This window comes from Pseudomonas asiatica (assembly GCF_009932335.1).
GTDB classification, from domain to species: domain Bacteria; phylum Pseudomonadota; class Gammaproteobacteria; order Pseudomonadales; family Pseudomonadaceae; genus Aquipseudomonas; species Aquipseudomonas asiatica.
Genome location: NZ_BLJF01000001.1, coordinates 50,673 through 72,297 on the forward strand (window position 1 = coordinate 50,673; position 21,625 = coordinate 72,297).

The 21,625-nt window shown below is 63.3% G+C and carries 23 protein-coding genes; 14 read left to right on the top strand and 9 right to left on the bottom strand.

Translation table 11 applies throughout. The annotated features are described in order from the left end of the window. Positions 1-820 precede the first annotated feature (820 nt). The 6 genes from hemA to GYA95_RS00220 all read left to right on the top strand — a co-directional run bounded on the left by hemA (position 821) and on the right by GYA95_RS00220 (position 6,166). The gene (gene hemA, locus GYA95_RS00195; RefSeq protein ID WP_015268942.1) at positions 821-2,098 is read left to right on the top strand and encodes a glutamyl-tRNA reductase; all 1,278 of its coding nucleotides are present in this window, start codon (positions 821-823) and stop codon (positions 2,096-2,098) included. Further along, positions 2,095-3,177, top strand: a complete 1,083-nt coding sequence (prfA, locus tag GYA95_RS00200; RefSeq protein ID WP_013970909.1) for a peptide chain release factor 1 — start codon at positions 2,095-2,097, stop codon at positions 3,175-3,177. The genes hemA and prfA overlap by 4 nt, the downstream gene beginning before the upstream one ends. Further along, on the top strand, positions 3,177-4,007 hold the full coding sequence (gene prmC / locus GYA95_RS00205) for a peptide chain release factor N(5)-glutamine methyltransferase (RefSeq protein ID WP_015268943.1): 831 nt from the start codon (positions 3,177-3,179) through the stop codon (positions 4,005-4,007). Before prfA ends, prmC begins: the two co-directional genes overlap by 1 nt. Then, positions 4,001-4,756, top strand: a complete 756-nt coding sequence (locus tag GYA95_RS00210; protein WP_013970911.1) for a molybdopterin-synthase adenylyltransferase MoeB — start codon at positions 4,001-4,003, stop codon at positions 4,754-4,756. The genes prmC and GYA95_RS00210 overlap by 7 nt, the downstream gene beginning before the upstream one ends. Next, positions 4,749-5,546: a glutamate racemase gene (murI, locus tag GYA95_RS00215; protein WP_161551223.1), complete on the top strand. Its 798-nt coding sequence runs from the start codon at positions 4,749-4,751 to the stop codon at positions 5,544-5,546. The genes GYA95_RS00210 and murI overlap by 8 nt, the downstream gene beginning before the upstream one ends. Positions 5,547-5,647: 101 nt before the next feature. Then, positions 5,648-6,166: an acyloxyacyl hydrolase gene (locus GYA95_RS00220; RefSeq protein ID WP_015268945.1), complete on the top strand. Its 519-nt coding sequence runs from the start codon at positions 5,648-5,650 to the stop codon at positions 6,164-6,166. A gap of 240 nt (positions 6,167-6,406) precedes the next feature. Here GYA95_RS00220 and GYA95_RS00225 read toward each other — a convergent pair whose 3' ends face one another. From GYA95_RS00225 to GYA95_RS00245, 5 genes are all read right to left on the bottom strand, one after another. Further along, on the bottom strand, positions 6,407-7,117 hold the full coding sequence (locus GYA95_RS00225) for an SDR family oxidoreductase (RefSeq protein WP_043935321.1): 711 nt from the start codon (positions 7,115-7,117) through the stop codon (positions 6,407-6,409). After that, a complete protein-coding gene (phrB, locus tag GYA95_RS00230; RefSeq protein WP_161551224.1) occupies positions 7,114-8,556 on the bottom strand; it encodes a deoxyribodipyrimidine photo-lyase in 1,443 nt (480 codons plus the stop codon). The genes GYA95_RS00225 and phrB overlap by 4 nt, the downstream gene beginning before the upstream one ends. Further along, positions 8,547-9,446 (bottom strand): MerR family transcriptional regulator, encoded by a 900-nt coding sequence (locus tag GYA95_RS00235; protein WP_015268948.1) that lies wholly within the window; start codon positions 9,444-9,446, stop codon positions 8,547-8,549. Before GYA95_RS00235 ends, phrB begins: the two co-directional genes overlap by 10 nt. Next, positions 9,436-10,404 carry a YbgA family protein gene (locus GYA95_RS00240; RefSeq protein ID WP_015268949.1) on the bottom strand — a complete coding sequence of 323 codons (969 nt, stop codon included), beginning with the start codon at positions 10,402-10,404 and terminating at the stop codon, positions 9,436-9,438. The genes GYA95_RS00235 and GYA95_RS00240 overlap by 11 nt, the downstream gene beginning before the upstream one ends. 100 nt (positions 10,405-10,504) lie before the next feature. After that, positions 10,505-11,491, bottom strand: a complete 987-nt coding sequence (locus GYA95_RS00245) for an NAD(P)/FAD-dependent oxidoreductase (RefSeq protein WP_015268950.1) — start codon at positions 11,489-11,491, stop codon at positions 10,505-10,507. Positions 11,492-11,678: 187 nt separating this feature from the next. On the opposite strand from GYA95_RS00245, the gene GYA95_RS00250 reads away from it, so the two are divergent. Both GYA95_RS00250 and hemH read left to right on the top strand, forming a co-directional pair. Beyond that, positions 11,679-12,584 (top strand): TIGR01777 family oxidoreductase, encoded by a 906-nt coding sequence (locus GYA95_RS00250; protein ID WP_015268951.1) that lies wholly within the window; start codon positions 11,679-11,681, stop codon positions 12,582-12,584. 13 nt (positions 12,585-12,597) lie between these two features. Beyond that, positions 12,598-13,611 carry a ferrochelatase gene (gene hemH / locus GYA95_RS00255; RefSeq protein ID WP_015268952.1) on the top strand — a complete coding sequence of 338 codons (1,014 nt, stop codon included), beginning with the start codon at positions 12,598-12,600 and terminating at the stop codon, positions 13,609-13,611. A gap of 132 nt (positions 13,612-13,743) precedes the next feature. On the opposite strand, the gene GYA95_RS00260 is transcribed toward hemH, so the two are convergent. After that, on the bottom strand, positions 13,744-15,018 hold the full coding sequence (locus tag GYA95_RS00260; RefSeq protein WP_013970921.1) for a uracil-xanthine permease family protein: 1,275 nt from the start codon (positions 15,016-15,018) through the stop codon (positions 13,744-13,746). A 2-nt stretch (positions 15,019-15,020) separates the two neighbouring features. After that, complete coding sequence (gene upp, locus GYA95_RS00265) at positions 15,021-15,659, bottom strand: uracil phosphoribosyltransferase (RefSeq protein ID WP_011532223.1); 639 nt, start codon at positions 15,657-15,659, stop codon at positions 15,021-15,023. A 161-nt stretch (positions 15,660-15,820) separates the two neighbouring features. Between upp and GYA95_RS00270 the strand changes: the two genes are divergently transcribed. From GYA95_RS00270 to GYA95_RS00285, 4 genes are all read left to right on the top strand, one after another. Beyond that, the gene (locus GYA95_RS00270; protein WP_003256346.1) at positions 15,821-16,378 is read left to right on the top strand and encodes a hypoxanthine-guanine phosphoribosyltransferase; all 558 of its coding nucleotides are present in this window, start codon (positions 15,821-15,823) and stop codon (positions 16,376-16,378) included. Between the two features lie 2 nt (positions 16,379-16,380). Further along, positions 16,381-16,854: a WbuC family cupin fold metalloprotein gene (locus GYA95_RS00275; protein WP_015268953.1), complete on the top strand. Its 474-nt coding sequence runs from the start codon at positions 16,381-16,383 to the stop codon at positions 16,852-16,854. A 187-nt stretch (positions 16,855-17,041) separates the two neighbouring features. Then, the gene (locus tag GYA95_RS00280) at positions 17,042-17,512 is read left to right on the top strand and encodes a hypothetical protein (RefSeq protein ID WP_013970925.1); all 471 of its coding nucleotides are present in this window, start codon (positions 17,042-17,044) and stop codon (positions 17,510-17,512) included. Between the two features lie 68 nt (positions 17,513-17,580). Further along, positions 17,581-17,871 (top strand): PA4642 family protein, encoded by a 291-nt coding sequence (locus GYA95_RS00285; RefSeq protein WP_015268954.1) that lies wholly within the window; start codon positions 17,581-17,583, stop codon positions 17,869-17,871. 179 nt (positions 17,872-18,050) lie between these two features. On the opposite strand, the gene mqo is transcribed toward GYA95_RS00285, so the two are convergent. Next, positions 18,051-19,559, bottom strand: coding sequence for a malate dehydrogenase (quinone) (gene mqo, locus GYA95_RS00290; RefSeq protein ID WP_013970927.1), 1,509 nt, complete (start codon positions 19,557-19,559; stop codon positions 18,051-18,053). Positions 19,560-20,159: 600 nt separating this feature from the next. Then, the gene (locus GYA95_RS00295) at positions 20,160-20,393 is read right to left on the bottom strand and encodes a hypothetical protein (RefSeq protein ID WP_013970928.1); all 234 of its coding nucleotides are present in this window, start codon (positions 20,391-20,393) and stop codon (positions 20,160-20,162) included. A 145-nt stretch (positions 20,394-20,538) separates the two neighbouring features. Here GYA95_RS00295 and GYA95_RS00300 point away from each other — a divergent pair, with 145 nt between their 5' ends. Further along, positions 20,539-21,123, top strand: coding sequence for a YajG family lipoprotein (locus tag GYA95_RS00300; RefSeq protein WP_013970929.1), 585 nt, complete (start codon positions 20,539-20,541; stop codon positions 21,121-21,123). Between the two features lie 197 nt (positions 21,124-21,320). Then, complete coding sequence (locus GYA95_RS00305) at positions 21,321-21,581, top strand: hypothetical protein (protein ID WP_013970930.1); 261 nt, start codon at positions 21,321-21,323, stop codon at positions 21,579-21,581. Positions 21,582-21,625: the final 44 nt, after the last annotated feature.

The following is a 21,625-nucleotide window of genomic DNA, read 5'->3' on the forward strand; positions in this document are numbered from 1 at the left end:
TCTTGCTTCTAAGCGCGCGGTAGTTCAGGCGCCGCCGATTGCGACTTCAGGAGGCCGAGCGAAGGGACTGCGGAGGGAGGTGACGGGCATGGATGCCCGTCAAGCGCTGAGGCCCCATGGATGGGGCCTGCAGCGCGTACTCCCGGGAGCAGGCCCGTAGCGAGGGGACCCCGGAGCGAAGCGTGGGGGCCGGATGATGGGAGCCGACGGTTTTTGGTTCCTTTTTGCCACGACAAAAAGGGACCCGCCGTAAGGGCGGAAAGGTGACTTTGCGCCGCCGTCACGAATGAATGCCTGCTCGATGTGAATGCCCACCTCCAAAAAGCCAAAAAGCCAAAAAGCTTAAGCGACGGTTTTGATATGGCGAACAGTCCGTATGCGATGGCGACGCTGACTCACCTTTTCGCCCTTACGGCGAGTCACTTTTTGCCAAACGCGGCAAAAAGTAACCAAAAAACGCTGCGCTCCCATCATCCGGCCCCTACGCTGCGCTCCGGGGTTCCCTCACTCCGGCCTTGCTCCCGGGAGTACGCGCTGCAGGCCCCATCCATGGGGCCTCAGCGCTTGACGGGCATCCATGCCCGTCACCTCCCTCCGCAAGGCCTGCGTTCGGCCTCCTGAAGTCGCGAAGATCAAGATCAAGATCAAAAGCCAGATCAAAAGCCAGATCAAAAGCGGGGGTGTGAGCTGAAGTTGCCGCTGATGCTGGCCTGAAGCCGGCGATAGCCGCAGCGCTATCAGCGCAATAGCGAACGGTGGTTGTCCTGAAACCTGCGAAAGAGGACAATTATCGGCTTCCCGTCACAACCAGCGACCTTGCATGGCCTTTCTTGCACTTGGTATCAACCATAAGACTGCCTCGGTAGACGTACGCGAGCGCGTGGCGTTTACCCCAGAGCAGCTGGTAGACGCCCTGCAGCAGCTCTGCCGGCTGACATCCAGCCGCGAAGCGGCGATTCTGTCGACCTGCAACCGTAGCGAGCTCTATATCGAGCAGGACCACCTGTCCGCCGATGTGGTGCTGCAATGGCTCGCCGACTACCACCGCCTCAGCCTGGACGAGCTGCGCGCCAGCGCCTACGTGCACGAAGAGCACGAGGCGGTAAAGCACATGATGCGGGTGGCCTCCGGCCTGGACTCGCTGGTGCTCGGCGAACCGCAGATCCTCGGCCAGATGAAGTCCGCCTATGCCGTGGCGCGTGAGGCCGGCACCGTCGGCCCGTTGCTCGGGCGCCTGTTCCAGGCCACCTTCAGTGCCGCCAAGCAGGTGCGCACCGACACTGCCATCGGCGAAAACCCGGTGTCGGTGGCGTTTGCCGCGGTCAGCCTGGCCAAGCAGATCTTCAGCGACCTGGGCCGCAGCCAGGCCCTGCTGATCGGTGCTGGCGAAACCATCACCCTGGTCGCCCGCCACCTGCATGAGCAGGGCGTGCGCCGTATCGTCGTGGCCAACCGTACCCTTGAGCGGGCCAGCATCCTGGCCGAGCAGTTCGGTGCGCACGCGGTTCTGCTGGCCGACATCCCACAGGAACTGGCCAACAGCGATATCGTCATCAGTTCCACTGCCAGCCAGTTGCCGATCCTTGGCAAGGGTGCTGTCGAGAGCGCGCTGAAGCAGCGCCGGCACAAGCCGATTTTCATGGTCGACATTGCCGTACCGCGCGATATCGAAACCGAAGTCGGCGAACTGGATGACGTCTACCTGTACACTGTCGATGACCTGCACGACGTTGTGGCAGAAAACCTCAAAAGTCGCCAGGGCGCGGCCCAGGCCGCCGAAGAGCTGGTGTCGGTGGGGGCAGAGGACTTCATGCTGCGCCTGCGCGAGCTGGCCGCGGTGGATGTGCTCAAGGCCTATCGCCAGCAATGCGAGCGCCTGCGCGACGAAGAACTGCAAAAGGCCCAGCGGCTGCTGGCCAACGGCGGCAACCCCGAAGACGTACTGGCCCAACTGGCCCGGGGGCTGACCAACAAACTCCTGCACGCGCCCAGCGTGCAATTGAAAAGGCTCTCGGCCGAGGGCCGCCTCGATGCGCTGGCCATGGCCCAGGAACTCTTTGCCCTCAACGAGGGCTCGACGGACAAATCCCCGCAATGAAAGCGTCGCTGCTGAACAAACTGGAAATCCTCCAGGACCGCTTCGAAGAACTCACCGCTCTGCTTGGTGATGCCGAGGTCATTTCCGACCAGACGCGCTTTCGCGCCTATTCCCGTGAATACGCCGAAGTCGAGCCGGTCTACGCTGCTTATAAAGAGTGGCGCAAAGTCCAGGACGACCTCGAAGGTGCCCAGGCGCTGCTCAAGGACAGTGACCCGGACCTGCGCGAAATGGCCGTGGAAGAAGTGCGTGAAGCCAAGGAACAACTGCTGACGCTGGAGTCGCAGCTGCAACGCATGCTGTTGCCCAAGGACCCCAACGACGGCCGCAACGTGTTCCTCGAAATCCGCGCCGGCACCGGTGGCGACGAGGCGGCGATCTTCTCCGGCGACCTCTTCCGCATGTATTCGCGCTACGCCGAAAAGCGTGGCTGGCGCCTGGAAATCCTCTCCGAGAACGAAGGCGAGCACGGCGGCTACAAGGAAATCATCGCCCGCGTCGAAGGCGAGAGCGTGTACGGCAAGCTCAAGTTCGAGTCTGGCGCGCACCGCGTGCAGCGCGTGCCCGAGACCGAATCCCAGGGCCGTATCCACACCTCCGCGTGCACCGTGGCGGTACTGCCCGAGCCGGACGAGCAGGCGGCTATCGAGATCAACCCGGCCGACCTGCGGGTGGATACCTATCGCGCATCCGGTGCCGGCGGCCAGCACGTCAACAAGACCGACTCGGCGATCCGGATCACCCACTTGCCCACCGGTATCGTGGTCGAGTGCCAGGAAGAGCGCTCGCAGCACAAGAACCGTGCCCGCGCCATGTCCTGGCTGTCGGCCAAGCTCAACGACATGCAGACCAGCGCCGCGCAGAATGCCATCGCCACCGAGCGCAAGCTGCTGGTCGGCTCGGGTGACCGTTCCGAGCGCATCCGTACGTACAATTATCCACAGGGCCGGGTGACCGACCACCGCATCAACCTGACCCTGTACTCGCTGGACGACATCCTCGCCGGCGGGGTGGAGGCGGTGATCGAGCCGCTGCTGGCCGAATACCAGGCTGATCAACTGGCCGCTCTGGGGGACTGATGACCATCATCGCCAGCCTGCTGCGCAACGCGCAGTTGCCAGAGTCGCCTACCGAGCGGCTGGATGCCGAGTTGCTGTTGGCCGCGGCCATCGGCAAATCGCGCAGCTACCTGCACACCTGGCCCGAGCGAATCGTCAGCAGCGAAGATGCCGAGACCTATGCTGGCTACCTGCAGCGCCGCCGTGGCGGCGAACCGGTCGCCTACATTCTCGGGCTGCAGGGCTTCTGGAAGATCGACCTGGAAGTGGCACCGCATACCCTGATCCCGCGGCCGGATACCGAGCTGCTGGTCGAAGCTGCCCTTGAACTGCAACCCGCCACGCCGGCCAAGGTCCTTGACCTGGGCACCGGCACCGGCGCGATTGCCTTGGCCCTGGCCAGCGATCGCCCGGCCTGGCAGGTGACCGCAGTGGACCGCGTGGAGGAGGCTGCAGCCCTGGCTGAGCGCAACCGCCAGCGGCTGGGCCTGGCAAACGCCCAGGTACGGCTCAGCCACTGGTTCGACAGTCTGGCCGGCGAGCGTTTCGACCTGATTGTCAGCAACCCGCCCTACATCGCTGCCGCAGACCCGCATTTGGTCGCCGGTGATGTACGCTTCGAGCCCAGCAGTGCGCTGGTGGCCGGTGCTGATGGCCTGGACGATCTGCGCGTGATAGTTGCCCAGGCGCCCGCGCACCTGGTACCGGGTGGCTGGTTACTGCTGGAACACGGCTACGATCAGGCAGCGGCGGTGCGCGCCTTGCTGGCTGAACAAGGCTTCATCGAGGTCGCCAGCCGCACGGACCTGGGCGGCCATGAACGCATTACCCTGGGGCGCCTGCCATGCTGAGTGATCAGGAACTGCTGCGTTACAGCCGGCAGGTTTTGCTGGCCCAGATCGACATCGACGGCCAGTTGCGGCTCAAGCAGAGCAAGGCGCTGATCGTCGGGCTCGGCGGCCTTGGCTCGCCCGTCGCCTTGTACCTGGCCGCCGCCGGGGTCGGTGAGCTGCACCTGGCGGACTTTGACACCGTCGACCTGACCAACCTGCAACGCCAGGTGATTCACGACAGTGCGAGCGTGGGCATGAGCAAGGTCGATTCGGCCCTGCAGCGCCTGCAGGCAATCAACCCGGAAATCAGCCTGGTTGCCCATCGCCAGGCTCTGGACGAGGACTCGCTGGCGGCCGCTGTGGCAGCGGTCGACCTGGTGCTGGACTGCTCTGACAATTTCGGTACCCGCGAGGCGGTCAACGCTGCCTGCGTCGCGGCTGGCAAGCCGCTGGTCAGCGGTGCGGCGATCCGCCTGGAAGGGCAGTTGTCGGTGTTCGACCCACGGCGTGACTACAGCCCTTGCTACCATTGCCTGTACGGCCATGGCAGCGAAGCCGAACTGACCTGCAGCGAAGCCGGCGTGATCGGCCCATTGGTGGGCCTGGTAGGCAGCCTGCAGGCGCTGGAGGCGATGAAGCTGCTGGCCGGGTTCGGCGAGCCGCTGGTCGGCCGCCTGCTGTTGATCGATGCTCTCGGCACTCGTATCCGCGAATTGCGGGTCAAGCGCGACCCGGCTTGTGCGGTCTGTGGTAAGCGCGATGGCTGAGCGATCGGCGCCGGTCGGCGTGATGGACTCCGGGGTTGGCGGCTTGTCGGTACTCGCCGAGATCCAGCGCCTGCTGCCCAACGAGACGCTGCTGTACGTGGGCGATTGCGGCCACATACCCTACGGAGAGAAGTCGCCGGACTATATCCGTGAGCGTCTCCGGCGCATTGCTGCGTTCTTCCATGAACAGGGCGCCAAGGCCATGGTACTGGCCTGCAATACCGCCACGGTGGCGGCGGTGGCCGACCTGCGCGAGTTGTACCCGAACTGGCCGCTGGTGGGCATGGAGCCGGCGGTGAAGCCCGCTGCCGCCGCTACGCGCTCTGGCGTGGTCGGTGTGCTGGCCACTACCGGTACCCTGCAGAGTGCCAAGTTCGCTGCCTTGCTCGATCGTTTTGCCAATGAAGTACAGGTCATCACCCAACCTTGCCCGGGCCTGGTCGATCTGATCGAGACCGGTGACCTGGCCAGCCCGGCGCTGCGCCAGTTGCTGCAAGGTTATGTGCAGCCGTTGCTGGCCGCTGGCTGTGACACGTTGATTCTCGGTTGCACCCATTACCCCTTCCTGCGCCCGTTGCTGGCCGGCATGGTGCCAGCCGACGTCGCCATCATCGATACCGGTGCTGCAGTGGCGCGCCAACTGCAGCGGCTGCTGGGCGCGGATGACCTGTTGGCCGATGGGCCGGCCAGGGATACCCGCTTCTGGACCAGTGCCGATCCGCAATCTCTCAGGAAGATCCTGCCTTTGCTGTGGCATAAGTCGGACAGTGTGCAAAGCTTTTCATTGTGAAAAAAACGTGAAAAGAAGCTGAACTATTGTACCGCTGCCGTTTTCTACCGCCTTGCCTGAAATGAGGCGGATACCAATAACAGCAAAGAAGGATGTTGCTCATGAAGAAGCTGCTCGGCTTGGCGGCGGCTGCCGTCTTCACCCTGGGGCACTCACTGTCGGCGCAGGCTGCCGACGTTTCGTTTTCGGTGGGGCAGACCGGTGACTCGACCATGGTCTACCGGTTGGGGCTGCAATCGAATTGGGAAGCGAGTTGGTGGCAGACCAGCGTCGGGCGCCTGACGGGGTATTGGGATGGGGCCTACAGCTATTGGGATGGTGACGAGACCGCGAGCAACCATAGCCTGTCGTTCGCGCCGGTGTTCGTCTACGAGTTTGCCGGGGAGTCGGTGAAGCCTTATATAGAGGCTGGGATTGGCGTGGCGGCATTCTCCAGCACCGAGCTGGAAGACAACGAGCTGGGCTCGGCATTCCAGTTCGAGGATCGCATCGGCTTTGGATTGCGCTTTGCCGGTGGGCATGAGATTGGCGTGCGGGCGATTCACTATTCCAACGCGGGCATCAAGCAGCCCAACGATGGGGTGGAGAGCTATAGCCTGCATTACCGCATGACGCTCTGAGCTCTCCTTCCACGGGGGCTCGCATTGCCTGAGATCTACGAGGTACCTGGGGAGCAACTGTCTTGCCCCGTTACTCAGGCTACCTCATTACCCTGTAGGAGCAGCCTTGTGCTGCGAAGGGGGCGGTAGGGCAGCAGATGTTCTTGTGCAGTAATGGTCTCTTCGCAGCACAAGGCTGCTCCTACAGGCCCTGCGCATGGCTTCAAGTCGATGTGGTCTAGGTGGAAGCCGGTACGGTCACTACATCGATTGCTTGTGTGACAAAGGCCACAGGCCATTGAGATCCAAAGCCTCCAGCACAAGCTCGGGCTCCCTCTGCGGCCACCGCCGCAGCAACTCTTCCGCCGCATTCTGCGGCGTCCACGCCTCCGGTATCGCCTGCGCCGGTGTCACGGGTGTCTTCAGCGACTGCGGCCCCACCACGGTCAGCTCAACCCCCTGCGCCTTCAACGCCTGACGCTGCTCGCGCATCCATTGTGGCATGTTGTTCCAGCCCGCAGGCACCTGCGTCGGTGCATGCAACTGCAGCGCTGAATAACGGTTGAACACCGCCATCACCTGCGGCGAGTCACCCTTCGCCAACAACGGCAGCGCACTGGCCAGGCAATGCTCGCCGGCCAACTGGTTGTCCGTGACGATCGCCTCGAACAACTCGCTGTCAGCCACATCGTCCGCCAGGTAATCGCTGGTACCGGCGTTGATGATCAAGCCATCCAGCGCGCACCAGGCATGGCAGATCTGCTGGCTGGCCTGGGCCGCCTGATGTTCTTCGTGCAACTGCCACGGCAAGCGCAACAGCTGGCTGCCGTAGCGTGCACCCAAGGCATCCAGTGCCTCGCCATGCTTCGCGCTTGCAGCTACCCGGTGTCCTTGCCCGAGCAGCCCCTCCACTAAAGCCAGGCCAAGTCCATTGCCTGCTCCCGTCACCCAGATACTGCGTGCGTTGTTCAAGATGCTGCCCTCTGATCCTGCCGGCGCGGGAGGTTCTTGAATGCCTCCAGTGCGCGCTGACGACTGCTGTCGAGATCGACAATTGGACTGTGGTAGAAATATCTAGCAAAAAGATCGGCCGACTTCACGGGGAAATGAATGGCTTTTTCATCAACCCCCTGCAATTCCGGCAGCCAGTGCCGAATGAAACGCCCTTGCGGGTCGAATCGCTGCGACTGTGAAACCGGGTTGAAGATGCGGAAATAGGGCACTGCGTCGGTGCCAGTGGACGCGCTCCACTGCCAACCGCCGTTGTTGGCGGCCAGGTCGCCGTCTATCAAGTGGCGCATGAAATGCCGCTCGCCCTTGCGCCAGTCGATCAGCAGGTTCTTGCTGAGGAACATGGCCACGATCATGCGCAGGCGGTTGTGCATCCACCCGGTGTGCAGCAGTTGGCGCATGGCGGCGTCGATGATCGGGAAGCCGGTTCGGCCCTGTTCCCATGCTTCGAGGTCGGCCGGTGCATCGCGCCAGGGCAGGGCTTCGGTCTGGGCGCGGAAGGCGCGGTGACGCGAGACCTGTGGATAACCGGTCAGGATGTGTTTGTAGAATTCGCGCCAGAGCAGCTCGTTGATCCAGGTTTGCACGCCGCTGCTGCCGCTGTCGAACTCGCCGCGGTTGCTGGCCAGGGCACCGTGCAGGCACTGGCGTGGCGAGATCACGCCGGCGGCCAGATAGGCGGAGAGCTGGCTGGTACCGGGCTTTGCAGGCAAGTCACGCAGCTGTTGGTAATCGTCGATGGTTTCATCGAGAAAACGGGTCAGCCGCGCCTGCGCTTCGGCTTCGCCGGCCGGCCAGTGGTCGCGCAGCGCCTGCGCGGGTTTTTCGAAGCCGTCCACGTGCTGTGGGATCGGGTCGCTGCTGACCTGCAGCGGTGCCTGGCGTTTTATCTGGCGGGCCAGGGCAGGGAGGCTGCGGTGCAGGTGCTCCAGGCAGCTCTTCTTGAACTGGCTGAACACCTGGAAGTAGTCGCCGCCGCGGGTAAGGATGGTGCCCGGGCGGAACAACAGCTGGTCGAGGTGGCTGTGGGCCTGGATGGCCGACTTTTCCAGCAGCGCGCGGGTGGCGTCGTCGCGACATTGCTCGTTGATGCCGTACTCCTCGTTCCAGTGCACGCTTTGCACCTGATGTTGGCGGCAGACATCGAGTACGGCCTGTGGCGCCTGGTCCCAGGTGTCGATCCTGCGGATCAGCAGGGGGATGTTCAAGCGCTCCAGCGACTGGCGCAGGTCGCGCAGGTTGCGCAGCCAGAAGTCGACTTTGCAGGCGGCGTCGTCGTGGGCCAGCCATTGCCCGGGGCTGACCAGCCACAGTGCGAGGGTCGGGCCGCGTTCGCTGGCGGCGGCTAGCGCGGTGTTGTCATCGATGCGCAGGTCGCTGCGCAGCCAGGTCAGGTGCATGGTGCGGTCATCTCTCCAGGCTGGCGGTCATGGGCTTGCAGCAAACGCAATGCCGCCTGCGGGGTATCGAACAGAGCAAGATTGGGCAGCCCCAGGGCGCGCAGCCGGGTTTCATGCAGCGCCAGCGTCGGCCCGCCAGCCAGGGTCGGCACGGGCAGGTTGGACAGGGTACGGTGCAACGCCTTGTCATCGATACGTGGCCCCAGGTGCAGGAGCACGGCGCGTGGCTTGAGCATGGTGGCTGCGCGTTGCAGGTGCGCGCCAGCAATGGTGTGCTCCAGCACTTCGACCGGCAGGCCGTTGCTGGTGAACAGCCAGGCGCACAACCACAAACCGGGGCTGAAAGTGTGTTCGCTGTCTTCGGCCAGCAAGATGGCAGGCCCATGCAGCAACTGGTTGTCGTGGTAGACCCTGGCGCCCAGCTTGCTGCGCAGCCAGCTGTGGAAAAACACCTGTTCCAGCCGTGCGTTGAAGTAATTGCGCCAGCGCAGGTCGAGGAGGTCGAGCAGCGGCAACAGCAATTGCTCGCACAGAGTGACGGCCGGGTACAGGGCCATCGCCTGGTTGAGCTGCTGGTCGAGGGCGCGCTGCGACAGCGTGGCGATGGCCTCGATCAGTTGGAACTGCCGGGCTTGCCAGTCGCCTTTCGGCGGCGTGCTGGCCGGTTTGTCGAGCAGCTCTCGTACCTGGCCGACGGAGGCGCCGCGCTGCAGCCAGGCAAGGATCGCTTCTACTCGTTCGACCTGCTCCAGCGGATACAGGCGATGGCCCTTGGCGGTACGTTGGGGCTTGAGCAGGCCGTAGCGGCGCTCCCAGGCTCGCAGGGTGACGGGATTGACGCCCGTGCGGCGAGCCAGTTCGCCGATGGGCAACAGGATCTCAGACGGCATTGCGCAGGCCCAGGCTCTCGGGGTGCGGCTGGAGGTATGCCTGCTGCTGCAGATACGGATCGGGATGCTTGCGCAAATGGTGCTTGAGCAGGGTCAGCGGCACTACCAGCGGCACTACACCTTGCTGGTATTGGCCGATGATGGCCTGCAGCTCGGCTTTGTCCTGCCGTGTGAGGATGTCCTTGAAGTAGCCGCTCAGATGCTGTAGCACGTTGCAATGAGTGCCGCGGCTGGCACAGCGGCGCAGAGCCTGCATCAGCTGGCTGAAGTAGCGCGGGCCGATGCTTTGCGGGTCATCGTCCTTGCTCATGCTGCCGAGCAGGCGCCCGAGGCTGCGATAGGCCTGCGGGTTGTTGGCCATCAACAGGTACTTGTAGCGTGAGTGGAATCGCACCAGAGCGCCACGGCTTAGGCCTTCGGCCAGCAGGCGCTGCCAGTCGGCGTAGGCGTACACGCGGCTGATGAAGTTCTCGCGCAGTACGGGGTCGTGCAGGCGGCCTTCTTCTTCTACCGGCAGGTCCGGCCGCCGTGCGCAGAACGCCTGGGCATACACTCCCCGCCCACCGTGAAAGGCAGGGTGGCCATTGTCCTGGTATACCTTGACCCGCTCCAGGCCACAGGAAGGCGATTTCTGCATGAAGATGTAGCCGCAGATATCATCGAGTTCCGCCGCCATTTGCTCGCCATAGCTGCGCAGCGGCCCGGTCAGGTCCATTCCGGGGTTGCGGGTGCCTACCACTTCCGGCTGCTCGGGGTCGCCGACCAGGCGGATCGGGTCGCGCGGCACGCCCAGGCCGATGGCCACCTCCGGGCATACCGGCAACCAGTCGAAATGTTCCTCGAGTTGCATACGGCACAGGTCGGAGGCCTTGTGGCCGCCGTTATAGCGCACGCTGTGCCCGGTCAGGCAGGCGCTGATGGCGATACGCGGCTTGCTGTGGGCGGATGATTCGTGCATGGGCTGCCTCCAAAAACCTGTACGAGACAAAATAGTTGTACAGGTTCATTCCAGCACAGCCCGGAAGTTATGCAAACAGTTTTTTTTGTATAACCCTACATCACTCGAGATGTTCGAGCAGCCGACGCGCCGCTTCCTGGCCACTGAGCCAGGCGCCTTCGACACGGCCGGACAGGCACCAGTCGCCGCAGGCATACAAGCCTTGGTCAGCATCGGCCAGCGCGCCCCATTCATGGTTGCTGCTCGGACGGGCATACAGCCAGCGGTGGGCCAAGGCAAAAGTAGGTGCGGGCACCACACAGCCAACCAGCTCGGCGAATTCGCCCCACAGCTGTTCGATCACTTCCTCCTTGGGCAGGTCGATGTGTTGCCGGCTCCAGTCCGAGGTGGCGTGCAGTACCCAGGTGTCGAGCTGCTCGTCACGCTCGGGCTTGCTGCGGTTGCGCGCCAGCCAGTCGAGCGGGTTGTCCTGCACGAAGCAGCCTTGCATCGGGGTGTCCAGCGGGGTCTGGAAGGCCAGGGCGACGGCCCAGGTGGGCTCCATCTGCACACCGGCGGCCACGGCCGCGAGCTTCGGGGTAGCGGCAAGCAGCGGCGTGGCCTGCGGTGCCGGCACGGCGATCACCACGCGGCTGTAGGGGCCGTGGCTGCAGCCTTCGGTGTCCTGCAGGTGCCAGTACTGCTTGCCGCGGAACACTTCGGCGATGCGGCAGCCGAAGTTGACCGTCACGTCCTTGAGCAGGCCGCGGGTGATTGCACTCATGCGCGGCACGCCCACCCAGCGCGTCTGCTCGTCGGGGGAGGGGCTAAGTTCACCATCCCGGTAGTTGTACAGCTGTGGCTTCCATTGCGCGGCCCAACCGGCGGCAACCCATTGCTGTACCTGCTCGACGAAGCGGCGGTCACGGGCCGTGAAGTATTGGGCGCCGAGGTCCAGCGCGCCAGCTTCGCTGCGCTTGCTGGCCATGCGCCCGCCACTGCCGTGGCCCTTGTCGAACAAATGCACGGATTGCCCGGCCTTCTGCAAGGCCTGGGCGGCTGACAGACCGGCGATACCGGCCCCGATGATGGCGATAGGTACTGTCATGATGGCCTCTTCAAACCTTGCTGTAAGCAGACTACGCTGTCAGGCAAACCTGTACAATGCTCAAATGTTGTATAAGGTTATTCCGTGTTGGCAGGCAGGTTGGCCTATGTTTATCCGAGAGCGTCGGGTCAAAAAAGTGCCTTGATGTTAAAAATAGACCACCGCCGCATTCTGCGAGGACACAGCCATGCATATATTGCTGACAGGCGGCACCGGGTTGATTGGCAAGCACCTGTGCCAGTACTGGCTCGGCCAGGGTCATCGCCTGACGGTGTGGAGTCGGCGGCCTGAACAGGTGCCGAAAATTTGTGGGACCGGCGTGCGTGGCATCGCCCGCCTGGAGCAACTGGAGGCGGACGATCAGCTGGACGCGGTGATCAACCTCGCCGGCGCCCCGATTGCTGACCGGCCCTGGACGGCGACCCGGCGCAACCTGCTGTGGGCCAGCCGCGTCACCCTCACCGAGCAGTTGCTGGCCTGGCTGGGCAGCCGCGAACAGCGCCCGGAAGTGTTGATTTCCGGCTCGGCGGTGGGCTGGTATGGAGACGGTGGCGAACGCGAGCTGACCGAGGCTTCACCGCCGGTGCGCGAAGATTTCGCCAGCCAGCTGTGCATCGCCTGGGAAGAGACGGCGCTGCGTTCCCAGGCCCAGGGCATTCGCGTGGTGCTGGTGCGTACCGGGTTGGTTCTGGCCAGTGATGGCGGCTTTTTGTCGCGCCTGCGCCTGCCCTTCAAACTGGGGCTGGGCGGGCCTTTGGGCGACGGGCGGCAGTGGATGCCTTGGGTCCATATAGACGACCAGGTCGCCCTGATTGATTTTCTCTTGCAGCACAAGGATGCCAGCGGTCCTTATAATGCCTGCGCCCCGGAGCCGGTGCGCAACCGCGAGTTCGCCAGGCGCTTGGGCCGCACCTTGCACCGGCCGGCGCTGCTGCCAGTGCCGGCACTGCTGCTCAAGGCGGGGCTGGGTGAGCTGTCGACCCTGCTACTCGGCGGCCAGCGCGCCCGCCCGGCACGCTTGCTGGCGGCAGGCTTCACCTTCCGCTTCAACGATTTGCAATCGGCTCTGGACAACCTGTCCAGCCGCCTCTGACATAGGACGCTGCATGACCGATCACGCCCTGCTGCTGGTCAACCTGGGTTCCCCGGCCTCCACCTCGGTGGCCGATGTGCGCCGCTACCTCAACCAGTTCCTCATGGACCCGTATGTGATCGACCTGCCCTGGCCGGTACGGCGCCTGCTGGTGTCGCTGATCCTGATCAAGCGCCCGGAGCAGTCGGCGCATGCCTATGGCTCGATCTGGTGGGAGGAGGGCTCGCCGCTGGTAGTGCTGACCCGTCGCCTGCAGGCGGCGATGGTCGAGCACTGGCCCCATGGCCCGGTGGAGATTGCCATGCGCTATGGCCAGCCGGCCTTGCCCGAGGTGCTGGAGCGCCTGGTGGCCCGGGGTGTGCGCAAGGTGACCCTGGCGCCGCTGTATCCACAGTTCGCTGACAGCACGGTGACCACTGTGGTGGAACTGGCCAGGCAGACGGTCAGTGAACGCCAGTTGCCGTTGCAACTTCGCGTGCTACAGCCATTCTACGAGCACCCGGACTACATCGAGGCACTGGTCGCCAGCGCCCGGCCTTACCTGGAGCAGGATTACGATCACCTGTTGCTGAGCTTCCATGGCTTGCCGGAGCGCCACTTGAAGAAGCTGGACCCTACCGGCAAGCATGACTTCCAGGCGGCCGATTGCTGCAAGGATGCCAGTGCCGACATGCGCGCGGTCTGCTACCGCGGGCAGTGCCTGGCAACGGCCAGGGCCTTTGCTCAGAAGATGGGCATACCCGATGGCAAATGGTCGGTGTCGTTCCAGTCACGACTGGGGCGGGCCAAGTGGATCGAACCCTATACCGAGGCGCGGCTGGACGAGCTGGCCAAGGCTGGGGTGAAGAAGCTGCTGGTAATGTGCCCGGCGTTCGTGGCCGATTGCATCGAGACCCTGGAAGAGATCGGCATGCGCGGGAGCGAGCAGTTTGTCGAGGCCGGCGGGCAGGAGCTGGTGCTGGTGCCTTGCCTGAATGATCACCCGGAGTGGGTGAAGGCGCTGGCGGGGATGTGCGAAAAGGCCTGACTTTCAGGTTGCCTGTACTGGCCCTATCGCCGGCAAGCCAGCTCCCACAGGTATTCCACAGTTCTCGAAATCTGTGGGATACCTGTGGGAGCTGGCTTGCCGGCGATAGGGCCAGGTCAGGCTAAAGCCGAATCAAGGCAACTGATCATCCAGCTTCTTGTGCTTCCAGCCATCATTGCCCGGCAAGATCAGGTTCAGGGCGATAGCCACGATCGCGCACAGGGCGATGCCCTTCAGGCCCCAGTCATCCGGGCCATCACCACTGCCGATCAGTACGCCGCCGATACCGAACACCAGTGTCACCGACACGATCACCAGGTTGCGCGCTTCAGCCAGGTCGATCTTGTGGCGGATCATGGTGTTCATGCCCACCGCCGCGATCGAGCCGAACAGCAGGCACAGGATGCCACCCATCACCGGTACCGGGATGCTTTGCAGTAGTGCGCCGAACTTGCCGATGAAGGCGAGGGTGATAGCGAAAATCGCCGCCCAGGTCATGATCTTCGGGTTGTAGTTCTTGGTCAGCATCACCGCGCCGGTGACTTCGGCATAGGTGGTGTTGGGCGGGCCGCCGAACAGGCCGGCTGCGGTGGTGGCCAGGCCGTCGCCCAGTAGGGTGCGGTGCAGGCCGGGCTTCTTCAGGTAGTCGCGGCCGGTCACGCTGCCGACTGCGATCACCCCGCCGATGTGCTCGATCGCCGGTGCCAGGGCAACCGGGACGATGAACAGGATGGCCTGCCAGTTGAATGCTGGCGCGGTGAAGTTGGGCAGCTCCAGCCACGGCGCGGCGGCGATCTTGGCAGTGTCGACCACGCCAAACGCGAACGACAGGGCAAAGCCTACGAACACGCCGGCAATGATCGGCACAAGACGGAAGATGCCCTTGCCGAACACGGCGACGATCAGCGTTGTCAGCAGGGCCGGCATCGAGATCATCATGGCGGTCTTGTACGGCAGCAGCACGCTGCCGTCACCGGCCTTGCCCATCGCCATGTTGGCGGCGATCGGCGCCATGGCCAGGCCGATGGAGATGATCACCGGGCCGATCACCACCGGCGGCAGCATGCGGTCGATGAAGCCAGTGCCTTTGATTTTTACCATCAGGCCCATGAAGGTGTACACGAAACCTGCGGCCATCACGCCGCCCATGGTCTCGGCCAGGCCGAACTGGCCCTTGGCGAGGATGATCGGGGTGATGAAAGCAAAGCTCGAGGCCAGGAACACGGGTACCTGGCGGCCGGTGACCAGCTGGAACAGCAGGGTGCCGATGCCGGCAGTGAACAGCGCTACGTTCGGATCGAGGCCGGTGATCAGTGGCATCAGCACCAGCGCGCCAAATGCCACGAAGAGCATCTGCGCGCCCGAAACGACCTGGCGCCAGAGCGGGTCGTTGAAGCCGTCCTGCATGGTCAGGCGTCCTTTTGCTTGGTGCCGAAGATCTTGTCACCGGCATCGCCCAGGCCCGGCACGATGTAGCCGTGTTCGTTCAGGCGCTGGTCGATCGAGGCGGTGTAGATCTGCACGTCCGGGTGGGCTTTTTCCACCACTTCGATGCCTTCTGGCGCAGCGACCAGGACCATGGCGCGGATCTCTTTGCAGCCGGCCTTTTTCAGCAGGTCGATGGTGGCGACCATCGAACCGCCGGTGGCCAGCATCGGGTCGATGATCAGGGCCAGGCGCTGGTTGATGTCCGGCGCGAGCTTTTCCAGGTAGGTGTGGGCTTCGAGGGTTTCCTCGTTGCGGGCAACGCCGACGGCGCTGACCTTGGCGCCCGGGATCAGGCTGAGCACGCCGTCGAGCATGCCGATGCCGGCTCGCAGGATCGGTACCACGGTAATCTTCTTGCCGGCGATTTTTTCAACTTGCACCTTGCCGCACCAGCCATCGATCTCGTAGGTTTCGAGCGGCAGGTCCTGGGTGGCTTCGTAGGTCAGGAGCGCGCCGACTTCCTGGGCAAGTTCGCGAAAATTCTTGGTGCTGATATCGGCACGGCGCATCAGGCCGAGCTTGTGGCGGATCAGCGGATGGCGGATCTCACGAGTGGGCATAGGGGGGCTCCGAAAGGCGGGCAAAAAAACCGCGCTAGATTAATCTATTCAGCCTGTGCTGTCGTCTGGTCATTCTGGACGTTAGTCCATAAATGCTTGATCTGTGACGAGCGGATGCGTACCTTTGCCCGCTTTTCCAAAATGCACCCCCGGAGAGCGCCATGTCCGCCGATCTCGAGCATATCCGTCAAGTCATGCGTGAAGCTGACTGCCTGTACACCGAAGCCGAAGTCGAAGCGGCCATCGCCAAAGTCGGCGAGCAGATCTGCAAGGACCTGCACGACAAGAACCCGGTGGTGTTCTGTGTGATGAACGGCGGCCTGATCTTCTCGGGCAAACTGCTGACCCACCTGCAGTTCCCACTGGAAGCCAGCTACCTGCACGCTACCCGCTACCGCAACCAGACCAGCGGCGGCGAGCTGTTCTGGAAGGCCAAGCCCGAAGTATCGTTCATCGACCGTGACGTACTGATCGTCGATGACATCCTCGACGAAGGGCACACCCTCAGCGCCATCATCGAGTTCTGCAAGCACGCCGGTGCGCGCTCGGTGCACACCGCAGTACTGATCGACAAGGACCATGACCGCAAGGCCAGCCCGGAACTCAAGGCCAACTACGTGGGCTTGCCCTGCGTCGACCGCTATATCTTCGGTTACGGCATGGACTACAAAGGCTACTGGCGCAACGCCAACGGCATCTTCGCCGTAAAGGGGCTGTGATCATGCGCCAGCCTGCGTTCATCGACCAATCGCTGTTCGCCGGGCTGGCCGCAAAGGCTGCAGCCAACCCGCGCGGGCGGCAACATCACAATTTCCATGAGATGGAAGAGCCTTGCCACCGCATGGCAGTCGGGCTGCAACCGAGCACCTATATCCCGCCGCATCGGCACCTGAGCGATGACAAAGCCGAAACGCTGGTCGTGCTCAAGGGTTGCCTTGGCCTGCTGCTCTTCAACGAGCAGGGGGCGGTGACCGACAAGCGAGTGCTGCAGGCGGGCGGCGATTGCCTGGGTGTGGATCTGGCGCCCGGCATCTACCATGGGCTTGTGGTGCTGGAGCCGGACAGCATCCTGTTCGAGTGCAAGGCCGGACCGTATCGGCCGGTGGGTGAAGGCGAACATGCGCACTGGGCGCCGCGCGAAGGAGAAGAGGGCGTGGACGAGTACCAGGCCTGGATGCGCGCGCAGTTCGATTGATGTCGGGCCGGCGCACTCAACTGTAGGAGCGGCCTTGTGTCGCGATCGGGCTGCGCAGCAGCCCCTCGATTGAAGCTTCGCCACCAACATGGCCGGGGCCGCTTTGCGGCCCATCGCGACACAAGGCCGCTCCTACAAGAGCCTGTGCAGGCCGTGCTAGAGTGCTCCTTCATTCAAGGAGCCTCACATGCGTGCGTTTCTTCCCCTCCTGCTGGCGGTCAGCCTGCCACTCGCCGCCGCACCGCTGCACAGCCAGTTCCTGCCACCTGACGACCAGTCCCTGCGCCAGGAAGCGCCGACTGGCCAGCAATTGCTGCAAGTGACCGACTACTCGGTGGTAGTGGGTACCCAGCGCCAATCCGACCAGCAGCCGATCCCGATCACCTCGTCGTTGCAGGTGCGCCTCAAGGGCAAGCCGCTGAGCAAGGGCGCGACCATCGCCCAGGTGCTGCTGACCTTTGACGGTGAAGCGGCCAAGAGCCTGAAGAAGCCCGTATACGATGAGAAAACCCGCACCCTGAGCCTGAATTATCCGCTCAGCGACTACCGCGTGATCATGGACCTGCTGCGCAACGAGACGCTGTATGTGCAGTTCCTCACCTACGGCAACGGCCACGTCTGGGCCGACCTGCACACCGGTACCGTACGTACGCGTTGAGGCGCCCGGCCTGCGGGGGGTACACTGCCGGCCTTCGAAATTTCGTGATGGTCCAGTTGGAGTCGGCAATGCGTAAAGACAAGAAACAGGTAATCGGTGACGAGATCAGCGACGACTACATCAAGTCGTTCCTTCAGTTCGAGCCGGCCGATGGCGTGACCTCGCCGTCGCTGCACAAGCTGGTCAAGGCCTACCGCGGCCTGCGCATCGACGATTTCGAGCGTTTTGTCGGCTTCTTCGTCGAGGCTGGGCTGGACCTGGATGGCAAAGACGAGCACGGCAAGACCTTTGTCGAGCAGATTGCCGACCAGCGCAATGCGTCGGATTACATCGAGATCATCGCCAAGGCCCGTGGCTGATTTGTGAACCTGCTCCGGCCCTTTCGCGGGCACGCCCGCTCCCACAGGGATGGTGCAGAGCCTGAGGGCGACGCCGAAACCTGTGGGAGCGGGCATGCCCGCGAAGAGGCCGGCACAGGTCAATGAGTAACCAGGAACGAAAAAACGCCCCGAGGGGCGTTTTTTCGTTACCGGCCGAATCAGGCGTAATGCTTGGCCGCCGGGCTGCTTTCCACCAGGTCCAGCGCCACGTCGTTGTCGGCACTGATCTTGTGGTACAGCGCAGCATCGGTCGCCAGGGTCTTCTCGCGAGCCGGGAAGATTTCCTTGAGCTTGGCAGCCCAGGCACCTTTGGCCTGCTCGGGGAAGCAGCGCTCGATCAGTTCCAGCATGATCGAAACGGTCACCGAAGCACCCGGCGATGCACCGAGCAGTGCAGCCAGGCTGCCGTCCTGGGCCGAGACCAGCTCGGTACCGAACTGCAGCACGCCGCCTTTCTTCGGGTCTTTCTTGATGATCTGCACGCGCTGACCGGCTACTTCCAGGCGCCAGTCTTCGGCCTTGGCCTGCGGGTAGAAGCGACGCAGGGCTTCCAGGCGCTGCTCCATCGACTGCATCACTTCGCTGACCAGGTACTTGGTCAGGTCCATGTTGTCACGGGCCACGGCGAGCATCGGGCCGATGTTGCCCATGCGCACCGACAGCGGCAGGTCCATCAGCGAACCGTGCTTCAGGAACTTGGTAGTGAAGCCGGCATATGGACCGAACAGCAGCGATTTCTTGCCATCGACCACACGGGTATCCAGGTGCGGTACCGACATCGGCGGGGCGCCGACCGCGGCCTGGCTGTAGACCTTGGCCTGGTGCTGCTTGACGATTTCCGGGTTGTCGCAACGCAGCCACTGGCCGCTGACCGGGAAGCCGCCGAAACCTTTGCTTTCCGGAATGCCCGACAGCTGCAGCAGCGGCAGGGCCGCGCCACCGGCGCCGAGGAAGACGAAGCGGGCGTCCACTTCACGGCTACCGCCGCTGTTGACGTCCTTTATGCTCACGGTCCAGCCCTTGCCGTTACGGCGCAGGCCAACGACCTTCTTGCTGTACTTGACCTGGGCGTCCTGCGAGTCGCCCAGCAGCTTCAGCAGCTTGTTGGTCAGGGCGCCGAAGTTGACGTCGGTGCCCTTGAGCACGCGGGTGGCGGCGATGTGCTGGTCGGCTGGGCGGCCTGGCATCATCAGCGGCATCCAGTCCTTCATCACGGCCTTGTCTTCGGTGTATTCCATGTCCGCAAAGGCATGGTGCTGCTTGAGCAGCTCATAGCGCTTCTTGAGGAAGGAAACACCCTTGTCACCCTCGACGTAGCTCAGGTGCGGGACAGGGTTGATGAAGGCACGTGCCGAGCCGAAGTTGCCCTTCTTGCTCAGGTAGGCCCAGAACTGGCGCGAAACCTCGAACTGGGTGTTGATGTGCACGGCCTTCTTGATGTCGATGCTGCCATCGGCGGCCTGGGGCGTGTAGTTAAGCTCGCACAGGCCGGCGTGGCCGGTGCCTGCGTTGTTCCAGGGGTTGGAGCTTTCCGCGGCTCCGGAGTCCATCGCCTCCACGACCTCAAGCTTCAGGGTCGGGTCGAGCTCCTTGAGCAGTACGGCCAGGGTGGCACTCATGATGCCCGCGCCTACCAGTACCACATCAACCGATTCGTTCTGCGCCATTTAACGCGTCTCCACAATCTACAGCTACCTAATTGACAGCATAGGACCTGGGTTCGCCAGGGTCGCCATGTCCGACTTTTCGCAGTTCTTGCAACTTCCGCGGACACCGCCAATCAGTCTTCGGGTTCGCGTATTGAACGCGGTTTGCCACGGGTGCGGCAATTCGACTTATGGTCAAGGTGTCGTGCGTGCGTTATGGAACGGCTCAGACACTCATACGGGATGAGCGCATTTGCCGCCTGTTCAGGGCTGTTCGGGACACATCTGCCGCTTTTGCACATGCCAGACTGTTCATTTGCTCGCCACACTCTTGTGAAGTTGTGAAAACCGTTTTTTCACGCTCTTTTGGAGACGTGAACCTCAAAAGGGGACTGCGCGATGGCAACCCGCAGGTTCATGCAGTGTGAAGGGCCGGAAAAGCAGGCACGACAGCCGATGCAAGACCTGAGTGGAAGGCTCTCTGTGGGCGAAGCATTGAAGTTGCCGGGGTCAATCGGCGAGTGCGGGGCCCGATCAGGAGACGTCCTTATAATCGGGGGGAGATTATAGCGATGTCGCGGGCAGAAATGTCGCCATTCGTGGTTTTTATTGCAGCGTTTGTCAGGCCGCGAGGATGCGCTGGTGCCAGCGGCGGCTTGCGCGGGCGCAAACCCGGGCACTGGCGGGCAGCTCGCGGCCCAGCCAGGCGAGCCGGATTTCGCCGATCTGGACCCAGCCGCTGCCGCTGGGCGCCTGGCTGCATTGCTTGAAGGCCAGGCATTTGCCGTCGGCATCGAGGCGGGCATAGGTGTTGTGGCGCGGGCGTTGGAAGAGCAGGGTCCAGAGCGAGGCCATGGCAGCGAGTCCTGTGCGTTAGGGCTTGGCGCAAGGATAAGGGCGCGGCGATGAAACGATTGTGACAAGCGGGCCGGACCGATGACTGGTCGATGCGTGGCTAGGTATACTGTGGGCCTTCGCCGCTTTTTCTGGAGTAACGCGCATGTTGCAACGTCTGTTGTTCGGTTTGATCGCCGTGGCCAGCCTCAGCCTGGTCGGTTGTGCCCACAGCCCGCAACAACTCAATCCGCAACCCACGCTCAAGGCCCAGCTCGCGCCGGTCGGCCATGGCCAGCCGGTAGTGGTCCGGGTTGTTGACGGCCGGGCCTCGCAGTCCCTGGGCACTCGCGGTGGCATGTATCCCGAGACCAGCACCATCAGCGTGAGTGGCAACGACATCGTGCCCAAGCTGCAGGCCCAGGCCGAAGCCGCCGTACGCCTGCTCGGCTTCACCCCGACGCCGAACGCCTACAACGCGCCGCAGCTGACCGTGACCCTGGCCGAACTGAAGTACCAGTCGCCGAAAGACAACCTGTACGTGACCGAGGCTACCATCGGCGCCACCTTCCGTGCCGACGTGTCCAATGGCGGCCGCCGCTACAGTGGCCGTTACGGCGCTTCGCTGGACCAGCGTTTCGGCATGGCGCCGAACCAGGAAACCAACACCCAGCTGGTGGGCGATGTGCTGAGCGATGCCCTGACCCGCATGTTCAAGGACCCGACCATCGGTCAGGTGCTGGGGCAGTAAGCCTTCAGCTATAAAACAAAACCCGCTGCCTGTGTTCCAGGCAGCGGGTTTTTTGTTGTCTGTGCCCGCGAAGAGGCCGGCAAATCTTCATGCCATGCCAGATGAAATTTGATGACACTTTGTCGCCTGAACCGGGCGTCTGGGCATGACTTGGGTAGAATGCCGGCCTTTGCCGTCGCTCATACCGAGGTTGCGTGATGTCCTTGCAAGTGCTCTGGGGGTTCCTGGCCGCCCACCCGACCAAGCTGATCAATCTGCTGGCGCTGCTGCTGACCTGCCCGGGCGGGTTGCTACTGCACAGTGCGCGGCGGCGCGAGGCCGAGACCCGCGAATACATGGCGGTGGACGAGGGGGTGGTGGACGCGTTCGACCTTCGGGTGCCGCGGTACTTCTACATTCTCGGTTTTTCGTGCCTGGCGATGGCGTTGCTGCTGTCCTGGTTCAGTACCTGGATTTGAGATTTTAGGGCCGCTTTGCGGCCCATCGCGACACAAGGCCGCTC

Excerpts from the sequence above, each read along its gene's own strand:
- hemA (WP_015268942.1), top strand. The coding sequence starts at position 821 with ATGGCCTTTCTTGCACTTGGTATCAACCATAAGACTGCCTCGGTAGAC.
- prfA (WP_013970909.1), top strand. The coding sequence starts at position 2,095 with ATGAAAGCGTCGCTGCTGAACAAACTGGAAATCCTCCAGGACCGCTTC.
- prmC (WP_015268943.1), top strand. The coding sequence starts at position 3,177 with ATGACCATCATCGCCAGCCTGCTGCGCAACGCGCAGTTGCCAGAGTCG.
- GYA95_RS00210 (WP_013970911.1), top strand. The coding sequence starts at position 4,001 with ATGCTGAGTGATCAGGAACTGCTGCGTTACAGCCGGCAGGTTTTGCTG.
- murI (WP_161551223.1), top strand. The coding sequence starts at position 4,749 with ATGGCTGAGCGATCGGCGCCGGTCGGCGTGATGGACTCCGGGGTTGGC.
- GYA95_RS00220 (WP_015268945.1), top strand. The coding sequence starts at position 5,648 with ATGAAGAAGCTGCTCGGCTTGGCGGCGGCTGCCGTCTTCACCCTGGGG.
- phrB (WP_161551224.1), bottom strand. The coding sequence starts at position 8,556 with ATGCACCTGACCTGGCTGCGCAGCGACCTGCGCATCGATGACAACACC.
- GYA95_RS00235 (WP_015268948.1), bottom strand. The coding sequence starts at position 9,446 with ATGCCGTCTGAGATCCTGTTGCCCATCGGCGAACTGGCTCGCCGCACG.
- GYA95_RS00240 (WP_015268949.1), bottom strand. The coding sequence starts at position 10,404 with ATGCACGAATCATCCGCCCACAGCAAGCCGCGTATCGCCATCAGCGCC.
- GYA95_RS00245 (WP_015268950.1), bottom strand. The coding sequence starts at position 11,491 with ATGACAGTACCTATCGCCATCATCGGGGCCGGTATCGCCGGTCTGTCA.
- GYA95_RS00250 (WP_015268951.1), top strand. The coding sequence starts at position 11,679 with ATGCATATATTGCTGACAGGCGGCACCGGGTTGATTGGCAAGCACCTG.
- hemH (WP_015268952.1), top strand. The coding sequence starts at position 12,598 with ATGACCGATCACGCCCTGCTGCTGGTCAACCTGGGTTCCCCGGCCTCC.
- GYA95_RS00260 (WP_013970921.1), bottom strand. The coding sequence starts at position 15,018 with ATGCAGGACGGCTTCAACGACCCGCTCTGGCGCCAGGTCGTTTCGGGC.
- upp (WP_011532223.1), bottom strand. The coding sequence starts at position 15,659 with ATGCCCACTCGTGAGATCCGCCATCCGCTGATCCGCCACAAGCTCGGC.
- GYA95_RS00270 (WP_003256346.1), top strand. The coding sequence starts at position 15,821 with ATGTCCGCCGATCTCGAGCATATCCGTCAAGTCATGCGTGAAGCTGAC.
- GYA95_RS00275 (WP_015268953.1), top strand. The coding sequence starts at position 16,381 with ATGCGCCAGCCTGCGTTCATCGACCAATCGCTGTTCGCCGGGCTGGCC.
- GYA95_RS00280 (WP_013970925.1), top strand. The coding sequence starts at position 17,042 with ATGCGTGCGTTTCTTCCCCTCCTGCTGGCGGTCAGCCTGCCACTCGCC.
- GYA95_RS00285 (WP_015268954.1), top strand. The coding sequence starts at position 17,581 with ATGCGTAAAGACAAGAAACAGGTAATCGGTGACGAGATCAGCGACGAC.
- mqo (WP_013970927.1), bottom strand. The coding sequence starts at position 19,559 with ATGGCGCAGAACGAATCGGTTGATGTGGTACTGGTAGGCGCGGGCATC.
- GYA95_RS00295 (WP_013970928.1), bottom strand. The coding sequence starts at position 20,393 with ATGGCCTCGCTCTGGACCCTGCTCTTCCAACGCCCGCGCCACAACACC.
- GYA95_RS00300 (WP_013970929.1), top strand. The coding sequence starts at position 20,539 with ATGTTGCAACGTCTGTTGTTCGGTTTGATCGCCGTGGCCAGCCTCAGC.
- GYA95_RS00305 (WP_013970930.1), top strand. The coding sequence starts at position 21,321 with ATGTCCTTGCAAGTGCTCTGGGGGTTCCTGGCCGCCCACCCGACCAAG.